18 protein-coding genes, 1 other RNA gene and 2 pseudogenes are annotated in these 26,454 nt (G+C 25.7%); 12 read left to right on the forward strand and 9 right to left on the reverse strand.

The genetic code is table 11. The annotated features are described in order from the left end of the window. Positions 1-28: 28 nt before the first annotated feature. The gene (gene grpE, locus AB4W65_RS00860; protein ID WP_367673739.1) at positions 29-625 is read right to left on the reverse strand and encodes a nucleotide exchange factor GrpE; all 597 of its coding nucleotides are present in this window, start codon (positions 623-625) and stop codon (positions 29-31) included. Positions 626-736: 111 nt separating this feature from the next. Here grpE and nadK point away from each other — a divergent pair, with 111 nt between their 5' ends. After that, complete coding sequence (nadK, locus tag AB4W65_RS00865) at positions 737-1,621, forward strand: NAD(+) kinase (RefSeq protein ID WP_367673740.1); 885 nt, start codon at positions 737-739, stop codon at positions 1,619-1,621. A 49-nt stretch (positions 1,622-1,670) separates the two neighbouring features. On the opposite strand, the gene ssrA is transcribed toward nadK, so the two are convergent. After that, positions 1,671-2,026: a transfer-messenger RNA gene (gene ssrA, locus AB4W65_RS00870) on the reverse strand. 326 nt (positions 2,027-2,352) lie between these two features. Here ssrA and grxD point away from each other — a divergent pair. Next, complete coding sequence (grxD, locus tag AB4W65_RS00875) at positions 2,353-2,685, forward strand: Grx4 family monothiol glutaredoxin (protein WP_367673741.1); 333 nt, start codon at positions 2,353-2,355, stop codon at positions 2,683-2,685. A 185-nt stretch (positions 2,686-2,870) separates the two neighbouring features. Here the strand turns inward: grxD and rnt are convergent, their stop codons facing one another. Continuing rightward, entirely contained in the window at positions 2,871-3,503 is a 633-nt protein-coding gene (gene rnt / locus AB4W65_RS00880) for a ribonuclease T (RefSeq protein ID WP_367673742.1), read from the reverse strand. A 314-nt stretch (positions 3,504-3,817) separates the two neighbouring features. On the opposite strand from rnt, the gene AB4W65_RS00885 reads away from it, so the two are divergent. From AB4W65_RS00885 to ychF, 3 genes are all read left to right on the forward strand, one after another. Then, positions 3,818-4,429, forward strand: coding sequence for a Fe-Mn family superoxide dismutase (locus AB4W65_RS00885; protein WP_367673743.1), 612 nt, complete (start codon positions 3,818-3,820; stop codon positions 4,427-4,429). A 125-nt stretch (positions 4,430-4,554) separates the two neighbouring features. Then, positions 4,555-5,085, forward strand: a complete 531-nt coding sequence (gene pth / locus AB4W65_RS00890; RefSeq protein WP_367673815.1) for an aminoacyl-tRNA hydrolase — start codon at positions 4,555-4,557, stop codon at positions 5,083-5,085. A 56-nt stretch (positions 5,086-5,141) separates the two neighbouring features. Continuing rightward, complete coding sequence (gene ychF, locus AB4W65_RS00895; RefSeq protein ID WP_367673744.1) at positions 5,142-6,233, forward strand: redox-regulated ATPase YchF; 1,092 nt, start codon at positions 5,142-5,144, stop codon at positions 6,231-6,233. Between the two features lie 128 nt (positions 6,234-6,361). Here ychF and thrC read toward each other — a convergent pair whose 3' ends face one another. Genes thrC through thrA form a run of 3 tightly spaced genes read right to left on the reverse strand, consistent with a single transcriptional unit; the run spans position 6,362 to position 11,054 of the window. Further along, the gene (thrC, locus tag AB4W65_RS00900) at positions 6,362-7,657 is read right to left on the reverse strand and encodes a threonine synthase (RefSeq protein WP_367673745.1); all 1,296 of its coding nucleotides are present in this window, start codon (positions 7,655-7,657) and stop codon (positions 6,362-6,364) included. Continuing rightward, positions 7,658-8,590, reverse strand: a complete 933-nt coding sequence (gene thrB / locus AB4W65_RS00905) for a homoserine kinase (protein WP_367673746.1) — start codon at positions 8,588-8,590, stop codon at positions 7,658-7,660. It abuts the gene before it with no gap. A 1-nt stretch (position 8,591) separates the two neighbouring features. Continuing rightward, a complete protein-coding gene (gene thrA / locus AB4W65_RS00910; RefSeq protein ID WP_367673816.1) occupies positions 8,592-11,054 on the reverse strand; it encodes a bifunctional aspartate kinase/homoserine dehydrogenase I in 2,463 nt (820 codons plus the stop codon). A 579-nt stretch (positions 11,055-11,633) separates the two neighbouring features. Between thrA and hpt the strand changes: the two genes are divergently transcribed. Continuing rightward, positions 11,634-12,170 (forward strand): hypoxanthine phosphoribosyltransferase, encoded by a 537-nt coding sequence (gene hpt, locus AB4W65_RS00915; protein WP_367673747.1) that lies wholly within the window; start codon positions 11,634-11,636, stop codon positions 12,168-12,170. 237 nt (positions 12,171-12,407) lie between these two features. Here hpt and dksA read toward each other — a convergent pair whose 3' ends face one another. Then, entirely contained in the window at positions 12,408-12,863 is a 456-nt protein-coding gene (gene dksA, locus AB4W65_RS00920; protein ID WP_367673748.1) for an RNA polymerase-binding protein DksA, read from the reverse strand. 498 nt (positions 12,864-13,361) lie between these two features. Here dksA and truA point away from each other — a divergent pair, with 498 nt between their 5' ends. From truA to lpdA, 6 genes and pseudogenes are all read left to right on the forward strand, one after another. Beyond that, positions 13,362-14,141, forward strand: coding sequence for a tRNA pseudouridine(38-40) synthase TruA (gene truA / locus AB4W65_RS00925; protein WP_367673749.1), 780 nt, complete (start codon positions 13,362-13,364; stop codon positions 14,139-14,141). Positions 14,142-14,635: 494 nt separating this feature from the next. After that, positions 14,636-17,128 (forward strand): annotated as a pseudogene (secA, locus tag AB4W65_RS00930) (preprotein translocase subunit SecA); the annotation flags it as partial. A gap of 314 nt (positions 17,129-17,442) precedes the next feature. Beyond that, positions 17,443-18,492 carry a GMP reductase gene (locus AB4W65_RS00935; protein ID WP_367673750.1) on the forward strand — a complete coding sequence of 350 codons (1,050 nt, stop codon included), beginning with the start codon at positions 17,443-17,445 and terminating at the stop codon, positions 18,490-18,492. 646 nt (positions 18,493-19,138) lie between these two features. Then, positions 19,139-21,805 carry a pyruvate dehydrogenase (acetyl-transferring), homodimeric type gene (gene aceE, locus AB4W65_RS00940; protein WP_367673751.1) on the forward strand — a complete coding sequence of 889 codons (2,667 nt, stop codon included), beginning with the start codon at positions 19,139-19,141 and terminating at the stop codon, positions 21,803-21,805. A gap of 13 nt (positions 21,806-21,818) precedes the next feature. Then, on the forward strand, positions 21,819-23,042 hold the full coding sequence (locus AB4W65_RS00945; RefSeq protein ID WP_367673752.1) for a 2-oxo acid dehydrogenase subunit E2: 1,224 nt from the start codon (positions 21,819-21,821) through the stop codon (positions 23,040-23,042). Positions 23,043-23,161: 119 nt separating this feature from the next. Continuing rightward, positions 23,162-24,571: a dihydrolipoyl dehydrogenase gene (gene lpdA, locus AB4W65_RS00950; RefSeq protein ID WP_367673753.1), complete on the forward strand. Its 1,410-nt coding sequence runs from the start codon at positions 23,162-23,164 to the stop codon at positions 24,569-24,571. A 215-nt stretch (positions 24,572-24,786) separates the two neighbouring features. Here the strand turns inward: lpdA and AB4W65_RS00955 are convergent, their stop codons facing one another. Both AB4W65_RS00955 and erpA read right to left on the reverse strand, forming a co-directional pair. Continuing rightward, complete coding sequence (locus AB4W65_RS00955; protein ID WP_367673754.1) at positions 24,787-25,491, reverse strand: 5'-methylthioadenosine/adenosylhomocysteine nucleosidase; 705 nt, start codon at positions 25,489-25,491, stop codon at positions 24,787-24,789. A gap of 83 nt (positions 25,492-25,574) precedes the next feature. Further along, a pseudogene (gene erpA, locus AB4W65_RS00960) lies at positions 25,575-25,918 on the reverse strand (iron-sulfur cluster insertion protein ErpA). Between the last annotated feature and the right edge of the window lie 536 nt (positions 25,919-26,454).

The following is a 26,454-nucleotide window of genomic DNA, read 5'->3' on the forward strand; positions in this document are numbered from 1 at the left end:
TCATTTAATGAATGATATATGGCTATATTTAAAGAGATATTTCAACTATAGCTTTTCTTAATACGGTATTTTTTAATGTATAGCCATGTTTAATGACAGAAACAATATGATTAGATTTTAGATTCGTAGATTTTTTACTTAATATAGATTGGTGTAAATGTGGTTGAAATATTTTGTTTTTTTCCCCTTCTCTTTTGATTCCAAATTTTGAAATAATACTTAACATAGATTTTAAGGTTAAAAAAATTCCTTGTATCATAAGAGTGTCTTGAATTTTATTTTTAGAAGCTATTATAAATATTTCATCTAAAGAATCAATAATAGGGAGTATTTTTTTTGAAAATTCCTCTAATTGTTGGTTTTTAATTATTGTTATGTCATTTTTACTTTTTTTTCTTATATTTTCTATTTCCGCCTGTCCTCGTAGTTGAATATCAGTGATATCATTTTTAATGTTCAGTATTTTTTTTTCTAAATCTATTATTTTTTCTTTTTCATTAAGTATATTTATTTTATTTTCATCATCTATTTGATTTAAATTTTTTCTTTGTTCAGAATGACATGCTTCTTTAATATTATTTTCTTTTTTTTCATTTTTTAGTATTGATTTTTTATCGTCCATCATGGTTCCTATTTTTATATTAATTTTGTTAATTAGTGTAATATGAGGGTTATAAAAAAATTTTCAAGATTATTTTAGTAAAAAACTTTTTTTAGTAATAGGAAGATAAAATATATGAAACCATTTTTAAAATATATAGGATTAGTTGGTCTTCCTCGTAATTCTCAGGCATTAGAAACACATAAAATTCTTTATGATTGGTTAGTAAAAAATGGTTATGAAGTCATGATTGAATATAAAATTGCTGAGAAATTATTATCGATTAAAAAACCTACCACTGGAACAGTATCACAAATTGGTCAATATTGCGATTTAGCAATAGTGGTAGGAGGGGATGGTAATTTATTATGCGCAGGATATGTTTTATCCAGTTATAATATAAAAATTATTGGGATTAACAGAGGAAATTTAGGTTTTCTTACCGATTTAAATCCTGATACAGCGTTGACACAATTATCAGATGTATTATCAGGAAAATATGTGGTAGAAAATCGTTTCTTATTAGAAATTCAGATATGTCAGGAATGTGGAGGATGTTATATTAACACTGCTATAAATGAAGTGGTATTACATGCTGATAAAGTAGCTCACATGATAGAATTTGAAGTGTATATTGATGAATCTTTTGCTTTTTCTCAAAGATCAGATGGTTTAATTATTTCTACACCTACTGGTTCTACTGGTTATTCTCTTTCAGCAGGTGGTCCAATTTTATCAGCATCTTTAGATGCAATAGTATTAGTTCCTATGTTTCCTCACACTTTATCTTCTCGTCCATTAGTTATTAGTAGTGCTAGTACAATATTTTTAAAGTTTCCTGATTCTGATAATAATTTAAAAATAAGTTGTGATAGTCAAAGAGTATTTACTGTTGGTAACAGAGATAAGATATTTATTCGTCGTAGTCATTATTATCTAAATTTTATTCATCCTAAAAATTATAACTATTTTGATACATTAAATTCGAAATTAAATTGGTCAAAAAAAATTTTTAATTAATTGATTATTATATTTTATTATTAATTATTTTACAATATAAAATATAAATATATGGAGCTGGCGGGAGTCGAACCCGCGTCCAAAATTTCTACGACTTAAGTACTACATGCTTAGTCTCTTTTTTAAAAATTCTTATTTTTATAGACGAAGAATAAGATTCTATCTTAATTTAAATTTACTACATGAAATATTAAAAAATTCTTACGCATCTCTTATATTTTTACCTTCTTTAAATATCTAATTTTAAGAGAATAAATTTGATAGAAGGGCTTTAGATAGTTTATTAAGCTGCTAAAGCGTAGTGTTCTTTTTTTGCATTTATTTTTGTACGGCTTTTAACGAGGCAAACCGTTCCTCGGCATGCACTTGAGTTTTTGATAATCTTGTCGAATCCAAAACAGCCCCAAAACCATTTTGTCTAGTATGACAAAATAAAATAAAATAGTCTATATATTATTTTTATTTTATAATTTTTATGGTGGATATAATTTTATTATTTATCAATATAGTAGATATTTTAAATATATACTTAGTTATTTATTTATTTAAAAAAAATTAAAATTTGTATTACGGTATATTTTATTTAAATAATTAAAGTGATATTTAAGATATATTATTTTTTGTAGATATTGTTATAATAACGATATTTATAAATTTATTTAATAATATGTAATATTTAAATAAAACTTAAAATCAGTAATTATATTGAGAATATCTTTAGGAATTTAAACATGAGTATTATAGAAAAAATTGAGCGTCAAATTAAAGAAAACATCATTTTAATTTATATTAAAGGAACACCTGATACACCAAATTGTGGTTTTTCCGCTCAAGCAGTACAAGCATTATCTTTATGTGGAGAAAAATTTGCATACATAGATATTTTAAAAAATCCAGAAATTCGTGCTGAATTACCTAAATATGCTAATTGGCCAACATTTCCTCAACTATGGATAGGTGGTGAATTAATAGGAGGATGTGATATTATTATGGAGATGCTTCGACAAGGGACCCTTAAAAAGTTAATTACAGAAACGGTAAAAAAACATAAAAAAGATAAATAATATTTTTTTAAAAAAAAGTAGATATGACGATTGTTATCAATAACACCATTTTTCGAATATTGAATGTCATGTCTACTATATATTTTATATATTTTAAAAATATATAGTGGATATGACGAACGTATATAATGGTATTATTTGCAATAAGTTTAATACTATTAAAAATAATATGTATAAAAAATAATTTATATTAAAGGCCATCCTCCTAATCGTTTCCAACGGTTTACCAATTCGCAAAATAGTTCAGCGGTTTTTTGAGAGTCATATAGGGCTGAATGAGCTTGTTTGTTATCAAATAATAATCCAGCAGCTTTGCATGATTTTGCTAATACAGTTTGTCCTAAAGCTAATCCGCTTAACGTTGCTGTATCAAATGTGACAAATGGATGAAAAGGATGATCTTTTATTCCTATTCTATGTATTGCAGCCATAATAAAATTATGATCAAAGCTTGCATTGTGCGCAACTATAATACTACGAGTACAATTTTCAATTTCCATACCTTTATTTACTTTTTTAATTATATCATATAATGCTTCTTGTTCACTTATTGCACCTCTTAATGGATTAAATGGATCTATACGATTAAAAGCAATAGCTTCTGGTTGAATAGAAGACCCATTAAATGGAATTACATGAAAATGTAAACAAGATTCTTTTTTTAACCACCCCTGTTGATCCATACTTAATGTATGAACTCCTATTTCTAAGAGTGCATCTGTTTGTGAATTAAATCCTGCTGTTTCTATATCTATTACTACGGGATAAAAACCACGGAATCTTTTTTTCAATGAATTGCATTCTTGATTTATAGACATCTAAATCTCATATAAAAATATTAGTATGATATTATTTATATAGTGTTATTATAATTTTTTAAAAAAGAATAAATGTATTTTATTTTTTTATTTGGATATAATAAACGTATATTCATGATTGTATTAATACCATATATGGTAAAAATATTAATTTTACGAAAATATAGCATTTATTTTATGAATATAAAAATAATTATCTATTTAATATAACATTTTTTTATATTAAATAATAATAAAATCTAGTATTTTAATATTGTTTTATGCAGCATTATTAATTTAAATGTATTTTATTAAGTATCTATGGAGTGAAAAAAATGATTCATACATTACCTACCCTACCTTATGAATATGATGCTTTAGAACCTTATTTTGATAAAGAAACTATGTTTATTCATCATACCAAGCATCATCAAGCATACATTAATAACTTAAATACTGCATTGATTGGAACAGATTTATTAAATTTATCTATTGATAAGATAATAACTCAACTTAGAAAAATTGATCTTAATAAAAGAACAATTATACAAAATAATGGCGGAGGGCATCTTAATCATAGTTTATTTTGGAAAGGATTAAAAATTGGAACTAATTTAAGTTTGATTTTAAAAAAAGCCATTGAAAAAGATTTTAATTCTGTTTTAGAATTTAAACAAAAATTTGAAAAAATAGCCATGAATCATTTTGGTTCTGGTTGGATATGGTTAGTAAAAAATAATTCTTCTTTGTCGATTATAACCACTGTAAATCAAAACCATCCATTGATGGATACTAGTATTGTAAGAATGTATGGAACACCAATTATATCTTTAGATTTATGGGAGCACGCATATTATTTAAAATATAAAAATAAAAGAATGGATTATATTAAATCATTTTGGAACATAGTCAATTGGGATGAGGCATTAAAACGTTTTGAAAGTTAATTTTAAAAAATAATACATATATTATTATTAGTAGTGGTATTTATGAATACTTAGAATATTTTTTAATTTTTTATAAGTGGAATTTATCATAAATTTAAATAAGGTATGAGTTGAATAACATAAAAATGATGGTAGGTTTAGCAAACCCAATCATGAAATACGATAAAACCAGACATAATATTGGTTCCCGATATATTCAAACATTAGCTAAACGCTATCATCAATCCTTTAAAGAAGAAAAAAAATTTTTTGGATATACGAGCTTAGTTTTAATTAAAAAAAAAATAATTCGTTTATTAATACCAGATACATATATGAATATTAGTGGAAAATCTGTTTTTTCTATGGCTGCTTTTTATCATATTACTTTAAATGATATTTTAGTAGTGCACGATGAATTAGATTTATTTCCAGGAATAATTAAATATAAAAATAGTATTGGTCATAATGGTCATAATGGATTAAGAAATATTATTAATCTATTTAATGAAAAAAAATCTTTTCCACGTATTGCAATAGGAATTGGTCGTCCTATTAAAAAAAAAGAAGTGGCATATTTTGTATTATCTCCACCAACAAGAAAGGAAAATATATTAATTAATAAAGCTATAGAGGAATCAATTAATATAATTGTTCAATTAATCGATTCCTCTTAAAAATATAAAATAGGATATTATCTTAAATTATTATATAAGTATAATAGGATATCGATATGGCTTTTAAATGTGGGATAATAGGTTTACCTAATGTAGGAAAATCAACTTTATTTAATGCTTTAACCAAAGGATGTGCAGCGACTGAAAATTTTCCATTTTGCACTATTAAACCTAATATAGGTATGGTTCCTATTTCTGACGATCGTCTTTATAAAATTGCAGATATAATTGGGTCTACACGTATTGTAAAAACTTGCATAGAATTTGTAGATATCGCTGGATTAGTAAAAGGGGCTTCACAAGGAGAGGGCTTAGGAAACAAATTTCTTAATCATATTAGAGATACTGATGCCATTATACATGTTGTACGTTTTTTTGATGATCCTCTTATTACACATATTTATGGAAAAATTCAACCGGTTAATGATATTGAAATAATTAATATTGAATTGTGTTTATCTGATTTATTTTTATGTGAATCACAGATGATAAAAGTTAAAAAAAGAATCAATTTAGAAAATTCATTATTAAAGAAAGAAATTCTTATTTTAGAAAGGTGTATTTCTCATTTAAAAGAATTTAATATGTTGAGAACATTAATAATAAGTTCAGAAGAATATTTATTAATTAGTCATTTGAGACTAATTACTTTGAAACCAGTTATGTATGTAATAAATACAAATAATCCATTATATGACGACAATAAAAATATAGAAAAAATTTATAATATAGCTAAAAAAGAAAATTCTAAAGTGATTCCATTATCTATAATACTTGAAGCGGACTCGATTCATCTAAATCGAATAGAAAAAAATAAATACATAAAAACATTAGGATTAAAAAAGTCTGGATTGGATACTATTGCTTCATTAGGTTATACTTTGTTAAAATTACATACTTTTTTTACTGCTGGGATAAAAGAAGTTAAAGCTTGGACTATTTCTAAGGGTACTACAGCAGTCATGGCATCAGGGAAAATACATTCTGATTTTAAAAAAGGTTTTATTCGTGCACAAGTGATTTCTTATTCTGATTTTATTAAATATAAAGGATTTAAAAAAGTAAAAGCATTAGGAAAAATTAGAAGTGAAGGAAAAAACTATTGCATTCAAGATGGTGATATTATAAATTTTTTATTTAATATTTAATGTAACGTTATCGTTTTCATTTTATAAAGATATAAACTATAATTATAGAATTTTATTTTTATAAAATTTATTTATAAAAAAGAGAGGATAGAATCTATCATTCTCCTCTCTATTAGGTAATAATATTTTTATATATCTAGTAAAAATTTACGTAATTTAGAAAAATTTGGTAACATATTATACGATAGTAAAGGTAGATCGGCACGATCAGCTAATATTTTTGGTAGAGGTAGGGTTATATCTAAAATATTTTCGACAGTTTTTTTAAATTTTGCAGGATGCGCCGTTCCTAAAAATAATCCAAATTGATTGTCTTTTAATTGGTTCTTTAGTAGTTTATACGCTATTGCAGCATGTGGTTCTGAAATATAACCAAGTTTTTTTAATTCTAATAATGTATTTTTTGTATCATAATCAGAAACACTACCAAATCCAAGTTTTTTTAAATCCCATTTTTTCCGATAGAATAATTCTTCTACTCTTGGCCAATTATTTGGTTGACTAATGTCCATAGCATTAGAGATAGTGGAAATTGTTGGATTAGGTTTCCATTGACCAGTTCTAAGAAAACGAGGTACGGTATCATTAGCATTAGTAGATGCGATAAATGATGTAATAGATAAACCAAGAGATTTTGCTAACAATCCTGCAGTTAAATTTCCAAAATTTCCACACGGTACTGAGATCACTATTTTTTTTCTTTTTTCTGGTGCAATTAGTGCAAAAGCTTCAAAATAATAGCAAATTTGTGCTAATAATCTGCTTATATTAATAGAATTTGCAGAATTTAATCCTATATTATTTTTTAATATTTCATCATTAAAGCATTTTTTTACGAGTTGTTGACATTCGTCAAAACTACCATTAATAGCTATAGTTTTAATGTTTTTACCTAATGTACAAAATAACTTTTCTTGTAATTCACTAATTTTACCTTTTGGATATAAAATAACTACACGTATATTTTTCATACCATAAAAAGCATGAGCTACTGCTGCTCCTGTATCACCTGATGTTGCAGTTAAGACGGTAATAATTTTATTATTTCCATTTTGATTGAGATACGATAATACATGAGCCATAAAACGTGCACCAAAATCTTTAAAAGCTAGTGTTGGTCCATGAAATAATTCAAAACATGCTATGTTATTTGTTATTTTTACCAATTTTGGTGGAGAAAATAAGAATGCTTTTTTTACATGATTGTGTAATTCATATTTATCAATTTCATCACCAATCAAGTATTCAAGAATATTGCTACTTCTTGTAATAAAATCCATTTTTAGCAGTTTTTCTATTTCTTTTATATTAATTTTAGGTAAATCTACAGGGAAGAATAAACCTTGTTTTCGTCCTAAACCTAATTTAATAGCCTTAGAAAAATTTACTTTTTCATTTTTGTCTTTAAGATTATAAAGTTTCATTTATTCTCCTATTTTACGTGCACCTATATTATCTAAGTTACAGATATGTACAAATCCTTTATTATTCTGTAGATAATTAGCAGTAAGCCATTTAGCTATTTTTTTTGCTAAAATAATATTGTTACATATGGTAAATAAAGTGGGTCCTGATCCAGAAATACTGCAACTTAAGGCTCCCATTTTTAAAATACTTTTTTTTGCATAAGAAAAGTTAGGTATTAATTTTACACGATGTGGTTCTGCAATGACGTCTTTGATTAGTTTAGTAGCTAAATGAGATTGTTGTGTATAAGATGCATGAATAAATCCTGCTAAATTTTTACTGTGTTGAATACATACTTCTTTAGTATACTGCAAAGGCAATAAAGATCGAGATTTTTCTGTAGAAAGGTTTACCCCTGGCCAAGCGATAATCCATATCCATTTTTTAAACGTAGGAATAGCTTGACTAATAATATTTTCTTCTTGAATAATTAACTGTAGTCCTCCAAGATACGAAGGCGCAACATTATCATAATGTATACTTCCAGATATATTACCTTCTAATTTTCCCATTAAAATTAATAGTTCTGATGGATTTAAAGGTCTGTTATAGAACTCATTCATTGCAACTAATCCAGCAACAATAGAGCAGGCGCTAGATCCTAATCCGGATCCAATAGGCATATTTTTTTCTAAAGTAATAGAAACTGGAACTTTTTTTCCAATTATTTTAGAAAAGTAATACCAACATTGCCATACAATGTTTTTTTTATTGTTCGATGGTAATTCATTGGCAAATTTCCCTTTATTAATTAAACAAAATTGATTAGAGCATTTTATTTCTATAGTATCTCCTAATAAACTTCCATCTATAGGTGATATTGCTGCACCAAGGATATCAAATCCAACTCCTACATTTCCTATGGAAGCAGGAGCGAAAATTTTTATCATTTTATACTCCTACTTTACATGGTAAAGTACGTAGTAAGTCAGAAAATACACCAGCTGCTGTCACATTATTTCCCGCACCGTATCCTCTTAATACTAAAGGAATAGGTTGATAATATTTACTATAAAATGCTAGTACATTCTCTCCATTTTTTACGTTATACAAAGGATCATTTTTATCTACAGAATCAATTTTTACCTCACATTGACCCGTTTTATTTATTATCCCTACAAAACGTAATACTTTCCCTTCAATTTTTGCTTTTTTTACTCGTATATCGAATATAGAATCTAGTTCTTTTAATTTTCTCATAAAAGTTTTTATATCTGGAATATTTTGTAATGTATCAGGTAATAAATTTTCAATTTTTATATCTTTTAATTCTATTTGATATCCCACTTCTCGAGCTAAAATAAGTAATTTTCGAGCAACATCGATTCCTGATAAATCATCGCGAGGATTAGGTTCAGTAAAACCTATTTCTTTAGCATTTTCTGTTGCTTGAGATAAAGTAATGCCTTCTTCCAATTGACCAAAAATAAATGATAAAGAACCAGATAAAATACCTCTGAAATGAATTAATTTATCTCCAGAATTAAGTAAATTTTGCAGATTATCTATAACCGGTAGTCCTGCTCCAATATTGGTATCATATAAAAATTTTTTTTTAAATTGAATTGCAGCTGTTCTTATTTTTTTATAATATGTTAAATCAGTGGTATTTGCTTTTTTATTGGCCGTAACGACATGGAATCCATGAGAAATAAAATGACTATACTGATAAGATAAAAGTGTATCTGCCGTACAATCGATAATAACAGGATTAATTAACGGGTGTTTTTTAATTGCATTAATTATTTTTGTTGTAGTAAAAAAATTTTTTTCTTTTTCAAAATATGAATTCCAGTTTTTTAATTTAATTCCTTTCATATTAATTAGTAATGTTTTAGAGTTAGCGATTCCACATATTTTTAAATCTATTTGCTTTTCTTTTAACCATTTCTTTTGACGATAAAATTGTTGTAATAGTGTACTGCCGATTCCACCAATTCCTATTAAAAATACTTCAATAATTTGATTGGAATTAAATAAAATTTGATGGACTGTTCGTATTGCGGTTATTACATTTGAATTTTTAATAACTGCGGAAATAGAGTTTTCAGATGATCCTTGTGCTACCGCTAAAGTATTAATGTTAGCATAAGATAGAGCTGAAAAAAAACTAGCAGTAATATGAGGTTTATTTTTCATATTAGTACTTACTATTGATACAATAGATAATTTTTTTATTATATTAAAAGGTTTCAATAATCTATTTTTTAGCTCAAGATAAAATTCATTTTTTAATATATATTCAACACGTACTACATCTTTTTGAGGTATACAAAAACTAATTCTATGTTCTGAAGAAGACTGAGTAATGAGAATTATCCAAATGTTATCACGTGAAATTGAAGAAAATACTCGTGCTATCATTTTCATCATATCTTTCATTCCTGGTCCTATAATATGAAACATAGCTATGTCGTTAAGATAAGTAACACCTTTTACAGAGTGTTTTTTTTCTTTATTTTGAGCACAAATTAATGTTCCTTTGGCATCTGGTTTAGATGTATTTTTAATTAAACAGGGAATGTTAAATTTAGCTATTGGTTCAATAGTACGTGGATGTAATACTTTTGCTCCAAAATAAGAGAGCTCCATTGCTTCTTGATATGAAATGGATGTTAATAATTTTGCGTCTGGTACTTGTTTTGGATCGCAAGTATAAATTCCGTCTACATCTGTCCAAATTTCACAATAATCTGCATGCAAACAAGATGACAAAATTGCAGCTGAGTAATCAGAACCATTGCGACCTAATACTACTAATTCTCCTTTTTTATTGCCAGCTATGAATCCAGACATGAGAATATTATGATTTTTAGGAATATTCATGGACTCAATACGTTTGGTGGATTCAATAATATCAATTTTAGAATCTAGATAAGTACCTATACCCAGTAATGTTTTTACTGGATTAATAATAGTAATTTTATGATTACGAGCTTGTAGTATGGCATTCATGATGGCAACTGACAATATTTCACCACGACAAATAATTTTAGCATAAATGTTATCTGGACATTGACCTAATAAATTGATTCCACAAATATTTTTTTTTAATTCAATAAATTCATTATTAATGATTGTTTTTAATTTTTCATAAGGAAAGTTATTTTGCAATGGATTAACTTGTTCTAGGATTTTTAAAAAGATATGTTTTGTTTCATGCATACTGGATTCAGTATTATCATTTTTAATAGTTTTTTTTATAATATTAACTAAATTATTAGTTACTTTTGCGGGGGCAGATAGTATAATTCCCACTTTTTCGTATTTAATTTTATTTTCAATAATGTTAGCTACATGTAGAAATCTTTCTGCATTAGCTAGTGAGGTTCCGCCAAATTTCAGCGTACGCATAGTTTTTAATTCTCCTGAATTTATGCCAAAAAAAAGCCGCATTAGTTTATGATGCGAGCTTTTATATTTTTTATACAGTGTAACCTGAATAATATATAATATTTTTAAATTTCAGGTGATTAACATATATTTTAGATCTCATTAAAATTATTTTTAGCAGTATGTATATTTTATATTAATTTTTTACGTTTTTAATAAAATTAAATTTTATTAAATAAAAAAGTAAAAACATTTAAAATTATAACATAAATTTGTATATTATTCTTTATTTTACTGGCGTATTATTATTGGATTTAATTATTATTATCTTTTCATAAAACTTGAAGTGGTTAATTATCCAGTTTTTTGATATATATAACATCATATAAAAATTTTATTTTAAAATTATCTTTTATTAGAATAGTTTTATATTTAGCGAAAAAATTTATGTATCACATACAAGATTAATAATATAGATTATATTATATTTTAAAATAAACTATTTATTTGTGAAAATAAATACATTTAGTTAAATTAAATCAAGTATATATTTTGTTTAGAACTTCTATTAAATCTATTTAACTTATTATGTTAATTTTTATGAAAAATACAGTGAAAGTTGTTATTTCTGAAGAAGAATTACATGAACGTATCAATGAATTAGGAAAGCAAATTACTGATAATTATAAAAACAGTAATAGCAATATTTTATTAGTTGGATTGTTACGAGGTTCTTTCATTTTCATGGCTGATTTATGTCGAGCAATTCAGATTTCTCATGAAGTAGATTTTATAACAACTTCCAGTTATGGAAGAGGTATGTTGTTCAGTAAAGATGTTAAGATTTTAAAAGATTTAGATGAAGATATTTTAGGTAAACATGTATTAATTGTTGAAGACATTATTGATTCAGGTAACACCTTAAGTAAGGTGTTGAATATTTTAACACTCAGAAAGCCAAAATCGTTAGCAGTATGTACGTTATTAGATAAACCTGATTGTCGAGAAGTGAATATTGTTATAGATTATATTGGTTTCTCTATTCCTAATGAATTTATGGTAGGATATGGTATTGATTACGCACAATGTTATCGTCATTTACCTTATATTGGGAAAGTAGTTTTATTTAAAAAATAGTATAATAATTTATTATTATAGTATTTATTAAATAAATAATATTTTTATATAGAATATAATACTTATTTATTTCAAATTAGACATGATGAATTTCGAATAAAAGTAAAATTTTTTAAAAAACTAAATATCAATTTTTAGTATAAAAAATAACATTGATGAATGGATTATACTATAACAAAACTTATAAGTGAAATAGGATTTATTCCCATTTCACTAATAATAAATTATATAAAAAAGTTAACCAGACATTTGTTTTTTACGAATTTCTTCTAATGTTTTACAATCAATACATAAGTTAGCAGTTGGACGCGCTTCAAGTCTACGAATACCAATTTCAATATCACAAGAATTACAATATCCAAAATTTTTATTTTCTACTTTTTTTAAAGTAATTTGTATTTTTTTTATTAATGTTAATTCTCGAGCTCGATTTCTTAGTTCAATACTAAATTCTTCCTCTTGTGTAGCTCGATCAATCGGATCGGGAAAGTTGCTAGCTTGATCTTTCATATAGGGAGTAGTATGATTTGTTGTATTTTGTAATTGATACTTCCAGGCTTCAAGTATTCTTTTAAAATGATTAATTTGATTTTTGTTCATATATTGTTCATCTTTTTTTACTTGATATGGTAAAACTCCAGCTATAGAAAGAATGCTTAAAGATGATTTTTTACGATTTTGTTTTTTTTCCATATTTATTCCTATGTAATATATTTTATAAAATTTAATAGAAAATAGAATTATATTTTTTTAATTCATGATTAAGGAAGAGGGATATTTATAGTGTTCCATTTTAATTTTAATTCTTTTTATATAATATTTTTATAAAACATTATTATCGCAATATTAATTTTTTATAAGATTATGTTTCTCAAATAAAAAAAATTAAATATTAGAAATATTTTTTTAACTTATTAATTTTTAATATAAATATATTATTGAAATAATACAGATAAAATTAAGTCATTAATTATTATTTTCTTTTTTATTATATTTGATAATCGATAGAAAGGTATAATAAGATATATAACTTATTATAAGATATTTTATATAAATATATATATTTTTTTTAAATTTTAAATAAAAATAGTTTTCAATCTAAATTGAAATTTTATTTAAAAGTTGATACATACTATTTAAGTATAAGGATTAAAATATTTCCTTTTTTAAAAATGGTAAAAAAATAATTTTATGAAATTTGCATTAGGAATTGAATACAATGGTAATTCATATCATGGATGGCAATTTCAAAAATCAGTAAAAACTGTTCAGGGAGAATTAGAGAGAGTTTTATCTTATATTGCGAATCATAAAATTAAGATAATATGTGCAGGTAGAACTGATTCTGGTGTGCATGCTACATCACAAGTTATTCATTTTGAAACACATGTAATACGGACAGAATTTACATGGACTATAGGAGTAAATAGTTATTTACCTAATGATATTGCAGTATTATGGATTAAAAGAGTATCGGGAGATTTTCATGCACGTTATAGCGCATTATCACGTACTTATCGTTATATTATTTATAATAAATCTATTCGTTCGGCAATTTTAGACAATAAATTATTGAATTTTCATAAAGGATTAGATATTGATAAAATGAATGAAGCTGGACAATATTTAATAGGAGAACATGATTTTAGTGCATTTAGAGGAAAAACTTGTCAATCGTATACACCTTGGCGTAAAATCATCAGTTTGCAAGTAATACGTAAAGATAATTTTGTAATAATTGAGGTAACAGCAAACGCTTTTTTATATCGTATGGTTCGTAATATAGTTGGTTGTTTATTAGACATAGGTGTTTTAAAAAAAAAAGTTAATTGGATATCGACAGTATTAAATTTGAAGAATAGACATTTAACTGGATCTACAGCACCAGCAAAAGGATTGTATTTAGTTTCGGTGGATTATCCTAATGACTTTGATCTTCCACGGTCACCCAAAGGTCCTTTACTATTTTAAAATTAAAGAAATAATACTAAAATATTAGTTAATATGTTGAATTTAATAATAACATTTTATATTAAATATTTAGAGTTAAATTTATATATAAATACAATATCGATACTAAATATTATTGTTAGATAATTAGATATAGTAAGTATATATTCCATAGAACGTTGAAGTATAATTAGATAATTTTTATTTTTTATGATATTTAATTTTTATATTTTTTAAAAAAGTATGGATCTTAAATAAAAATTTTTTAATAAATATTAATAATAATTATTAAATTAATAGAATTTTATAAAATATAAAAATATACGTGATATCAATGCTAAATAAAATAATATTGGGAGAGTTTTTTAGTTGATTATGTCAAATACTTTTAATAATAATATTTAATTATATTGATTAAATTTTTATATATTTTCTAAATTGAAAATTAGTTTTAAAATATTTTAGTAATTATATAAAATTATACGAATTTTATTTGTTGCTATGAGCATATTGATATGTTAATAAAAATATTAACCAAAATATTGGGTAATTACAGTAATCGTATTTTACGACGAATGCAAAAAATTGTTGATAAAATAAATAAAATAGAATCTTTTTTTGAAAAATTATCAGATCAAGAATTAAAAAAACAAACAGAAATATTTCGCTATGCTTTAAATAAAGGTATAAGTTTAGATAGTTTACTTCCTAAAGCATTTGCCACTGTCAGGGAGGCAAGTAAGCGTGTATTTAATATGCGTCATTTTGATGTACAATTGCTTGGTGGAATAGTATTAAATTATCAATGTATAGCTGAAATGCGTACTGGAGAAGGAAAAACTTTAACAGCTACTTTACCAGCTTATTTGCATGCTTTAATTGGTAAAGGTGTGCATATAGTTACTATGAATGATTATCTTGCACAACGTGATGCTAAAAAAAATAAACCTTTATTTGAATTTTTAGGTTTAACAGTTGGTTTAAATTTAACAGGTATGCCGCTTCAATTAAAAAGAGAGGCTTATCTCGCTGATATAACATATGGTACAAATAATGAATATGGTTTTGATTATCTTCGAGATAATATGGTTTTTCATGCTTCAGAAAGGGTGCAAAGAAAATTGTATTATGCTTTAATTGATGAAGTAGATTCTATATTAATAGATGAAGCGCGTACACCTTTAATTATTTCCGGTCAATCTGAAGATAATGCTGAATTATATATTAAAATTAATAAAATTATACCAAATTTAATAAAACAAGAAAAAGAAGATTCAGATTCTTTTCTTGGATCTGGACATTTTTCAGTTGATGAAAAACAGAAACAAGTTTATTTGACTGAACGTGGTTTGATAGAAATTGAAAATTTGTTAGTTTATCATAATATCATAAAGGAAGATGAATCCCTTTATTCTAAAAAAAATATAGTATTAATAAATTGTATTACTTCGGCTTTACGAGCACATAGCTTATATGTCAAAAATGTTGATTATATTGTAAAAGATAATGCAGTAATGGTAGTAGATGAACATACTGGACGCATTATGAAAGGACGTCGTTGGTCAGATGGTTTACATCAAGCTATCGAGGCTAAAGAAGGTGTGATAGTAAATAATGAAAATAAAACTTTAGCTTCTATTACATTTCAAAATTATTTTCGATTATATAAAAAATTAGCAGGTATGACAGGTACTGCAGAGACTGAATCATCTGAATTTAGTGATATTTATAATTTAGATACTGTAATTATTCCTACTAATCGTCCCATGATTAGAAAGGATTTACCAGATTTAGTTTTTATCAGTGAAGATGAGAAAATAGATGCTATAATTAAAGATATTAGAAACTGTATTAAAAGAAAACAGCCTGTTTTAGTAGGTACAATATCTATTGAAAAATCAGAGGTAATATCTTCTAAACTAAGTTCTTTAAAGATAAAACATAATGTTTTAAATGCTAAATTTCATAAAAAAGAAGCTGCAATTATCTCTGAAGCAGGACAACTAGGAGCTGTAACTATAGCCACTAATATGGCAGGAAGAGGTACAGACATAGTTTTAGGAGGTAGTATAGATATGGATAAAAAATGTTTTTATCAAGTAAAAAATGAAAAAATCAACAGTATTAAAGAGGACTGGAAAAATAAACATAATATGGTTTTATCTGTAGGTGGATTGCATATTATTGGTACGGAAAGACATGAGTCTCGTCGAATTGATAATCAACTACGAGGTAGATCCGGTCGCCAAGGTGACGATGGTTCTTCTCGTTTTTATTTATCTATGGAAGATTCGTTAATGAGAATTTTTTCTTCTGATCGTGTGATATCTATCATGAAGAAATTAAGAATTAAATCTGGAGAACCGATAACTCATCCCTTTGTAACAAAAGCAATTTTAAATGCTCAAAAAAAAGTAGAAAATTATAATTTTGATATTCGCAAACAAATTCTAGAGTATGATGATGTTGTAAATGAACAACGTCGCATAATTTATATGCAGAGAAATTGTTTAGTAGATTCTAATGATATCAGCATGACAGTAAATAGTATTTTAGAGGATGTGTTTAATAAAATCATCAATAGTTATTTTTTGGAAACATCATTAAAAGTAGAAGACGTATTTTTAAATTTAGAAAATAAATTGAATATTTTATTTAATTTAAAATTATCTTTTTCATATTTTTTAAGCAAAAAAAATATTTTAGATAAAAAAAAAATAAATGATATAATCATAGGGGAAGTTAAATCAAATTATTTGAGTAAAGAATATATTATTGGTGCTTCGCAAATGAGAAAATTAGAAAAATCAGTTATGTTACATACATTAGATTTATTTTGGCAAGAACATTTGTCTGTGATGGACGATTTAAAACAAGGAATCCATTTGCGAGGTTATGCTCAAAAAGATCCTAAACAAGAGTATCAGCGTGAGGCATTTGAGATATTTTCTGTTATGTTAGAAGATTTGAAATATGAAGTAATTTTGATACTTAGTAAAATTAAAATATCTAATTTAAGTGATGTTACTCATAGTTTATTTAATTTTAAAAATTGGCAAAATACAATATATAATTGATTATTATATTTTAAAAGTGAAATAAAAATGTTCTTTAATAGGTTTTACTAGATCAATTTATAATAAAAGTAATAATATGTCTCATATACTTTTCTATTCCTTGATGATTAAATATTATTTAATGAAAAATATTTTATTGTATTAGTAGTGTAATCTTGTAAAAATTATTTTTATATACCGTTTTTCTTTAATATCATCTATGATATATTTTATTTTATTTTTATACAATCAGGAATAGATTATCGATGCGTATCGAAGAAGATATAAAGTTAGGTTTTAAAGATGTTCTTATTCGTCCTAAACGTTCAACCTTAATAAGCCGATCTCAAGTAGATTTACATCGCAAATTTGTTTTTAAAAATTCAAAATTAACATGGACTGGAATTCCTATTATTGCTGCTAATATGGATACAATAGGGACCTTTAGTATGACAAAATCTTTATCTCACTTTCATATATTAACAGCGGTACATAAATATTATTCTATAGCTGAATGGGAAAAATTTATAAATAGTGTATCGGAATCAATATTAAGATATGTGATTGTATCTATAGGTACATCAGATTCTGATTTTTTAAAAATAAAGAAAATTTTTTCTTTATCATCTAGTTTACAGTATATTTGTATAGATGTGGCGAATGGTTATTCTGAATATTTTATCAATTTTTTAAAAAAAATTCGTGATCAGTTTCCTGATAAAACCATTTGTGCTGGAAATGTAGTCACAGGTGAAATGGTAGAAGAATTAATATTGTCTGGTGCTGATATAGTCAAAGTAGGTATTGGGCCAGGTTCTGTATGTACCACTCGTCTCAAAACTGGAGTAGGATATCCACAATTATCGGCTATTATAGAATGTTCCGATGCAGCTCATGGTTTGGGAGGTCGTATTATTAGTGATGGAGGCTGTATTTTTTCAGGAGATATCGCAAAAGCTTTTGGAGGAGGAGCAGATTTCGTTATGTTGGGAGGTATGTTAGCTGGTCATACAGAATGTTTGGGTGAAATCATTAAAGAAAATGGAAAAAAGTTTATGTTATTTTATGGTATGAGTTCACAATCTGCTATGGATCTCTATGTTGGAGGAGTTGCTCAATATAGATCGACAGAAGGTAAGACAATAAAATTATTATTTCGGGGTTTAGTGGAAACAACTATAAGAGATATTTTAGGGGGATTGCGTTCTGCTTGTACTTATATTGGAGCAGAAAGTTTAAAAGAATTAACTAAAAGAACTACTTTTATACGTGTTTCTGAACAGGAAAATCATGTTTTTAACAATACGTCGTATTAAATTTAATTTAATTTTCAATATTATCAGATAACATTCATTATAAGTAATATTTTTATTAGATTCATGTCTAATTTCTATTTTTCTAATAGAAAGTGATTACGTACTAAAGATGGTATCTAAAAATACTTGATATTGAGAATCCAATGATTCATTGGATTAAATATTTTTAAAGAAATATCAATTCTTATATTAAAAATCTATTAAAATATTTAAATTATGTCAGCACATATATTTCTAAATAAACTTTAATATTTTTGTATATTATAGCATTATTACTATTTTTTAATAATTATAGTTGATTTATTTTATATTTTTTAGAAACTATTCTCTATCTTGACCTTTCTTTATTACATATAAAATTAACAATTTTATTTTAATATCTATTGAATCTTTTATAAAAAATTAACTTAATACAATTTTTAATTGCGAATATAAACATATCTATTTTAAAAAACTTGAAATAAATATCTTTAAGTATGTAAGCAAAAAAATGTAAAATAAAGTTTTATTTTTTTATTTTAAAATAGTTTAATGAAATTATTATGTATGGTTATTAAAAAATTAGTTAAATACAAATTAAAATAAAAAATAGATCTATGTTCTACTTTTTATTAATAAACATAATATATAAATAAGGAATTATACCATGTCAGAAAATTTATATCATGACGTGGATCCAATCGAAACCCTTGATTGGATACAGGCGATCGAATCAGTCATTAATAAAGAAGGGGTGGCACGAGCAGAATTTCTGGTTCAAAATATTCTTAAAAAAGTAAAAAAATATGGTGCTATTTTTTTAAAAGATACATCAATAAATGATTATATCAATACAATTTCTGTAAAAGATGAACCGGATTACCCTGGAGATCTTATTTTAGAAGATCGTATTTGTTCTGTAATTCGTTGGAATGCTATCATGATGGTTTTACGTGCTTCTAGAAAAAACTTAGATTTAGGTGGACATTTATCCTCTTTTCAGTCTTCAGCATCTCTTTATGAGGTTTGCTTTAATCATTTTTTTAGAGCTTGTAATAGTATTGATGGTGGTGATTTAGTTTATTTTCAAGGTCATATTGCTCCAGGTGTTTATGCTCGAGCTTTTATTGAAGGAAGGTTATTGAAGGAACAAATGGATAATTTTAGACAAGAAATAGATGGAAAAGGATTATCTTCTTATCCACATCCTAAGTTGATGCCAAATTTTTGGCAATTTCCTACTGTATCTATGGGATTAGGTCCTATTTGTGCCATTTATCAGGCGAAATTTTTAAAATATTTGAAAAATAGGGGTTTAAAAAATACTTCAAATCAAACAGTGTATGCTTTTTTAGGAGATGGAGAGATGGATGAACCAGAATCTAAAGGAGCTATTTCTATAGCATCACGAGAAAAATTAGACAATTTAATTTTTATAATAAATTGTAATTTACAAAGATTAGATGGACCAGTAATTGGCAATGGAAAAATAATTAATGAATTAGAAAATATTTTTTATGGTGCTGGTTGGGAGGTTATTAAAGTTATATGGGGTAGCGGTTGGGATGAATTATTAAATAAAGATAAAAGTGGTAAATTAATTCGTTTGATGAATGAAACTTTAGATGGTGATTATCAAACTTTTAAATCAAAAAATGGTTCTTATATAAGAAAACATTTTTTTGGAAAATATAGAGAAACAATGAAATTAGTAGATGCTATGACTGATTCTCAAATTTGGGATCTAAATAGAGGAGGACATGATCCTAAAAAAATATATGCAGCTCTCAAAAGAGCTAAAGAAACTCAAGGTAAACCTGTTGTTATTTTAGCTCATACAGTTAAAGGATATGGAATGGGTCCAATAGCAGAAGGAAAAAATATAGCTCATCAAATAAAAAAAATGAATTTAGAAGGTATATTATATATTAGAGATAAATTTAATATTCCTGTTAAAGATGATAATGTTAAAGATTTACCTTACGTTTTATTTAGCAAAAATAGTCCAGAATATTGTTATATTCATGAAAGAAGAAAAAGTTTAGGAGGTTATTTACCTATAAGATTATCTAATTTTACTTTTACGTTAAAATTACCAATTTTAAATGATTTTAAATCATTATTAAATGAACAAAAAAAAGAAATTTCTACAACAATAGCGTTTATACGTGTATTAAATATAATACTAAAAAGTAGTGAAATTAAAAATTTAATTGTACCTATTGTAGCTGATGAAGCACGTACATTTGGTATGGAAGGGCTATTTCGTCAGATAGGTATTTATAGTTTACAAGGTCAACAATATACTCCTCAAGATAGAGAGCAATTAGCGTATTATCGTGAAGATAAAAGAGGTCAAATTTTACAAGAAGGAATCAACGAATCGGGAGCTGCTGCATCCTGGTTAGCTGCTGCCACTTCATATAGTACGAATGATTTTCCTATGATTCCATTTTATATTTACTATTCTATGTTTGGTTTTCAAAGAATAGGAGATTTATTTTGGGCTGCAGGAGATCAACAAGCAAGAGGTTTTTTAATAGGTGGAACATCAGGTAGAACGACCTTAAATGGTGAAGGATTGCAACATGAAGACGGACATAGTCACATTTTATCTTTAACAGTGCCGAATTGTGTGTCTTATGATCCAGCTTATGCATATGAAATAGCTGTTATCATATGTAATGGATTACATCGTATGTATGGTCCTAAACAGGAAAATATTTATTATTATATTACTACTTTAAATGAAAATTACTTTATGCCTGCTATGCCTAAAGGTGTAGAAGAAGGTATTTGTAAGGGTATATATAAATTAAAAACTATAAAAGGTATACATGATTATTCTTTGCAGTTAATGGGTTCTGGAGCTATTTTACGTATTGTATGTGTAGCGGCTCAAATTTTATTAAAAGATTATGGTATTGGATCAGATATATATAGTGTTACTTCTTTTACAGAATTAGCTAGGGATGGACAAGATTGCGATAGATGGAATATGTTAAATCCAAAAAAAAAATGTAAAATACCTTATATTACAAAGATAATGAATATATCACCTGCTATTGCAGTCACTGATTATATGAAATTGTTTGGTGAACAAGTTCGTTCATATATACCAGCAGTAAGTTATCGAGTTTTAGGTACAGATGGTTTTGGTCGTTCTGATAGTAGAGAGAAGCTTCGTCATTATTTTGAAGTTGATGCTTATTATATTGTTCTGGTTTCTTTGGTAGAATTATCTAAATTGGGTAAAATTAATAAACAGGTTATTTCTGATGCCATTGGAAAGTATAATATCAATATAAATAAAATTAATCCGCGTTTAGCGTAATGAGGTATGATGAGTGAATATTGAAATTAAAGTTCCCGATATTGGTACAGATGCGGCAGAAGTGACTGAAATTTTAGTTAATATAGGAGATACAGTCGAATTAGAAGAAGGATTAATTACTGTAGAAGGACAAAAAGCTGCTATGGAAGTTCCTGCACCAATAAATGGTATTGTAAAAGAAATTAAAGTTAATATTGGTACCGTAGTGCATACTGATGATGTAATAATGATATTTTCAGTTCAGGATGATACTGGCTTACATACTAAAAAGTTATCAGAAGAAGATATATTATATAATTTTAAAAATGATAAAAATCAGGAATATCTAGACAATATACACGCTACTCCATTAATTCGTCGTTTAGCTCGAGAGCTAGATATTAATTTAAAATATGTTATAGGAACAGGCCCAAAAAACAGAATTTTAAAAGAAGATCTACAAAATTATAAAGAAAAAAATATTAAAAAAGAAGATGTAGATATTTATAATAATGGGAAAAACGTTAATTATAATGATGCAAGCAAGAATAATACTAATGCATTAAAAGAAATTAAATTAAGTCATATTCAAATAATCTCAGGTGAGAATTTATATCAAAGTTGGAAACAAATACCGCATGTAACACAATTTTATGAGTCTGATATTACACATTTAGATAAATTCCGTAAGAAGTGTAATACTAAATACCAGAATACAAATATGAATGTTAAATTAACAATATTAACTTTTATTATTAAAATAGTTTCCAAAGCTTTACAAGAATTTCCAAGATTTAATAGTACTCTGTCTCGTAATAAAAAGAAATTGATATTGAAAAAATATATTAATATAGGTATTGCTGTAGATACACCTAAAGGTTTGTTGGTACCGGTATTAAAATACACAGAAAATAAAAATTTATTAGAGATTGCAAGAAAGTTAATAAGTATTTCTAAAAAAGCACGAGAAGGTCATCTTACTTTATCAGATATGCAAGGTGGTTGTTTTACAATATCTAATTTAGGAGGATTAGGAGGAACTGGATTTACTCCTATTATAAATAATCCTGAATTTGGTATTTTAGGAATCTCTAAATCTTTAATAAAACCAGTGTGGAAAAAAAAAGAATTTATACCCAGATTAATTTTACCCCTTTCGCTTTCTTATGATCATCGAGTGGTGGATGGTGTATATGCTGCTCGTTTTATGAATTTTATACATATCTTACTAGAAGATATTCGTTTTATGATGATGTAAAAAGTGTATAAAAATTACTTTTTATATAAAAATTTTTATATCAGTAACAATTAAAAATTTATTTTTTTAAAAAAGAGATATTTTTTAAAATTATATTTATTAACAATAATGGACTGATGATGGAAAAAAAAATTTATGCTCAAGTGGTTGTAATTGGATCGGGACCTGCTGGATATTCTGCTGCTTTTCGTTGTTCAGATTTAGGTTTAAATACTATATTAATAGAACGGTATAGAAAATTAGGTGGGGTATGTTTAAATGTAGGATGTATTCCTTCTAAAGCTTTATTGCATATAGCTAAGGTGGTTACTGAAGCTAAGGAGTTGTCAGAATCTGGTATATTATTTAATACACCTATAATAGATATAAATCAAGTACAGAGATGGAAAGAAAAAGTAATTGGTTCACTAAATATAGGTTTAAGTAGTATGGCTAAGAAACGTAATATTAAAGTTATTGTAGGAACAGCTAAATTTTTGAGTAATCAATCTTTGTTAGTAGAATCAAAAAAAGAAAAAATATTAGTGATATTTGAAAATGTAATTATTGCTACTGGTTCTCATGCTATACAGTTACCTGGTATACCAAATGATAAACGCATATGGAATTCTACAGATGCTTTAAGTTTAAAGAATATACCTAATCGATTATTAATTATTGGAGGGGGAGTTATTGGTTTAGAAATGGCCACTATTTATAGTGCTTTAGGATCCAAAATTGATATTTTGGATACAGGAACACAACTTTTACCTGTTGTAGATAAAGATGTGATTGATATCTTTATTCATTCAATAAATAATAAATTTAATTTAATACTTAATCAAGAAATCTCTACAATTCAATCTGATAAGCAAGGTATTACTGTAACGATGGTAGATAGTAATAATATAAAAAAAAGTAATTGTTACGACTCAGTATTAGTTGCTATTGGTCGCAAAGCTAACTATAAGGATTTAAATATTAATTCTATAGGAATAGAGTTGGATTCATCCAATTTTATTAAAACAGATAAACAATTACGTACTAATATATCAAATATTTATGCCATCGGTGATGTAATTGGACAACCAATGTTAGCTCATAAAGGAATACATGAAGGACATTTAGCAGCAGAAGTAATAGCTGGTAAAAAACATTTTTTTATGCCTAAAGTAATACCATGTGTGGCATATACTGATCCGGAAATTGCCTGGGTTGGTTTAACTGAGCAAGAGGCCATGAAACAGAATATTAATTATCGAGTTGGAATTTTCCCCTGGTCAGCTTCTGGTCGGGCACTTACTTCTCATTCTCATCCCGGATTAACCAAGTTGATTTTTGATAAAAATACAAACAGAATTATAGGGGGAATTGTAATTGGAAGAAATGCTAGTGAATTATTATCAGAAATTAGTTTAGCTATTGAAATGGGTTGTGATGCAGAAGATATTGCTTTAACTATACATGCTCACCCTACTTTATATGAATCAATTGGATTGGCAGCAGAAGTTTTTCAAGGGACTGTTACAGATTTAATTAATATTAAATAAAAATATTTTGATATATAAATAGTAAAGATATTTAGGAAATAGAGAACTATGATATAAAATTTTATAATTTTCTCTATTTCCAGGTGCTGATTTTTATGTAGTGTTTTAATATTAATATTAGTTTTAAAGATGTTAATAAATATTAAAACTGATGCAGTTTAATCATTTTTGATAAAAATTTTATTTAAAAAATTGTATAATAAATATTATTTAAACTATTTTTTCAATATTGAGATATTTTTTATAATTTCTTCGATAACAAGCGTAACGCGATAGCTTGCTTCCTCAATATGTTTATTAAAACTCAAATGAGCATATTTATTCGCACAATCAGAAATAGAACGAAGAATTAAAACGGGTTTTTTAAAAATATAACATACTTGAGTGATTGAAGTGGATTCCATGTCGATGGCTAATGCTGATGGAAAATTATTGAGTATTGATAGTAATGATTTTTTTTTATAAACAAACGAATCTCCTGTTAAAATAAGACCTTCTTTAAATGTACAATTAATATTAAGCATACACAGCTTTGCTAAAGCTAGCAATTGAGTATTTATAAAAAAGAATCGAGGATATAGAGGAATTTGACCTATAGAATAATTAAAGATACTTACGTCTACATCATGGTAACAGGTTTTATTAGGAATAATAATATTCTTTATGTTTAATAGAGGACTTATGCTTCCAGCTGAACCAATATTAATAATAATATCAGGATTGTAATATGATATTAGTAAAGTGGTAACTATACTTGCAGAAACTTTTCCAATACCTGATTTTAATATTATCACATTAATATCGTGTAAATAACCACTATAAAATTTATAGTTTTCTATTTTTTTTATGTGGTATTGTCTTATTATTTTAATAAGAAAAACAATTTCTTTTTTTATAGCGCCTATAATGCCAATTTTCATTATTTTATACGATCATATTTTAGTAATTCATTATTTTAATATAATAGAACTATTATATGTTTAATGATTCAAATAATTAATATTTATACACTAAATGATAAACCACATCCACAGGTATGTGTTGCATTGGGATTAGATATTATAAATTTAGAACCTGTTAAATCTTCTTTATAATCAATCTTTCCACCGATTAAATATTGTAAACTAACAGGATCAATTATTATGTAAATATTACATTTTTCAATAATGATATCATTTTCATTTTTATTTTGATCAAAAGTAAATCCGTATTGAAAACCACTACATCCACCTCCTGTAATATATATTCTTAATTTAAGATTTGAATTATTTTTTTTTTTATTAATGTTTTGATTTTTTTTACAGCTAGATCTGAAATCTGTAAAGATTTTTCTAATGTCTTATGCATTATGGATCCCATCTATATTAAAATGTAAAAATTGTGATAGATATTTTCATATCTGGATAAGATATACAATATTCAGTAGTTTGCTTTACTACTAATAAATGAAGACAATCTAAATAATTAGATTATTTTTATTAATATAGATATTCTACATAATCTTTTATGTTATTATTAATAATAAAAGAATAGTTTACATACTTAAAGTATATTTGAAAATATTGAGCAGAATATTCCTAATATATTTATAATTTATTATTAATCAATATGAATATTTTAATTAATATGTGTAAAATAGATACTTTGTATTACAATCTAATTATATAGTATAAATAATTTAATTTTTACTATTTAAATAATGCAACGAATTTTAGTATTAACAATACCAAGTGTATCGAATCTAAATTAAATTTAGAAATAGTATTTATTAATGCATTTTAGCTTCTAATAAAAATGATCTTATCTAATTGTATGAGATAAGATTTTTAAATAAAATATTTTCTTAATTTTAGGAAAATAAATATATTTTTATATATATTATT

It is taken from the genome of Buchnera aphidicola (Pemphigus populi), from assembly GCF_964058935.1.
Classification (GTDB): Bacteria; Pseudomonadota; Gammaproteobacteria; order Enterobacterales; family Enterobacteriaceae; genus Buchnera_C; species Buchnera_C aphidicola_D.

What these genes read in the sequence shown, in the direction of transcription:
- grpE (WP_367673739.1), bottom strand. Translation starts at nt 625, where the DNA reads ATGATGGACGATAAAAAATCAATACTAAAAAATGAAAAAAAAGAAAAT.
- nadK (WP_367673740.1), top strand. Translation starts at nt 737, where the DNA reads ATGAAACCATTTTTAAAATATATAGGATTAGTTGGTCTTCCTCGTAAT.
- grxD (WP_367673741.1), top strand. Translation starts at nt 2,353, where the DNA reads ATGAGTATTATAGAAAAAATTGAGCGTCAAATTAAAGAAAACATCATT.
- rnt (WP_367673742.1), bottom strand. Translation starts at nt 3,503, where the DNA reads ATGTCTATAAATCAAGAATGCAATTCATTGAAAAAAAGATTCCGTGGT.
- AB4W65_RS00885 (WP_367673743.1), top strand. Translation starts at nt 3,818, where the DNA reads ATGATTCATACATTACCTACCCTACCTTATGAATATGATGCTTTAGAA.
- pth (WP_367673815.1), top strand. Translation starts at nt 4,555, where the DNA reads ATGATGGTAGGTTTAGCAAACCCAATCATGAAATACGATAAAACCAGA.
- ychF (WP_367673744.1), top strand. Translation starts at nt 5,142, where the DNA reads ATGGCTTTTAAATGTGGGATAATAGGTTTACCTAATGTAGGAAAATCA.
- thrC (WP_367673745.1), bottom strand. Translation starts at nt 7,657, where the DNA reads ATGAAACTTTATAATCTTAAAGACAAAAATGAAAAAGTAAATTTTTCT.
- thrB (WP_367673746.1), bottom strand. Translation starts at nt 8,590, where the DNA reads ATGATAAAAATTTTCGCTCCTGCTTCCATAGGAAATGTAGGAGTTGGA.
- thrA (WP_367673816.1), bottom strand. Translation starts at nt 11,054, where the DNA reads ATGCGTACGCTGAAATTTGGCGGAACCTCACTAGCTAATGCAGAAAGA.
- hpt (WP_367673747.1), top strand. Translation starts at nt 11,634, where the DNA reads ATGAAAAATACAGTGAAAGTTGTTATTTCTGAAGAAGAATTACATGAA.
- dksA (WP_367673748.1), bottom strand. Translation starts at nt 12,863, where the DNA reads ATGGAAAAAAAACAAAATCGTAAAAAATCATCTTTAAGCATTCTTTCT.
- truA (WP_367673749.1), top strand. Translation starts at nt 13,362, where the DNA reads ATGAAATTTGCATTAGGAATTGAATACAATGGTAATTCATATCATGGA.
- AB4W65_RS00935 (WP_367673750.1), top strand. Translation starts at nt 17,443, where the DNA reads ATGCGTATCGAAGAAGATATAAAGTTAGGTTTTAAAGATGTTCTTATT.
- aceE (WP_367673751.1), top strand. Translation starts at nt 19,139, where the DNA reads ATGTCAGAAAATTTATATCATGACGTGGATCCAATCGAAACCCTTGAT.
- lpdA (WP_367673753.1), top strand. Translation starts at nt 23,162, where the DNA reads ATGGAAAAAAAAATTTATGCTCAAGTGGTTGTAATTGGATCGGGACCT.
- AB4W65_RS00955 (WP_367673754.1), bottom strand. Translation starts at nt 25,491, where the DNA reads ATGAAAATTGGCATTATAGGCGCTATAAAAAAAGAAATTGTTTTTCTT.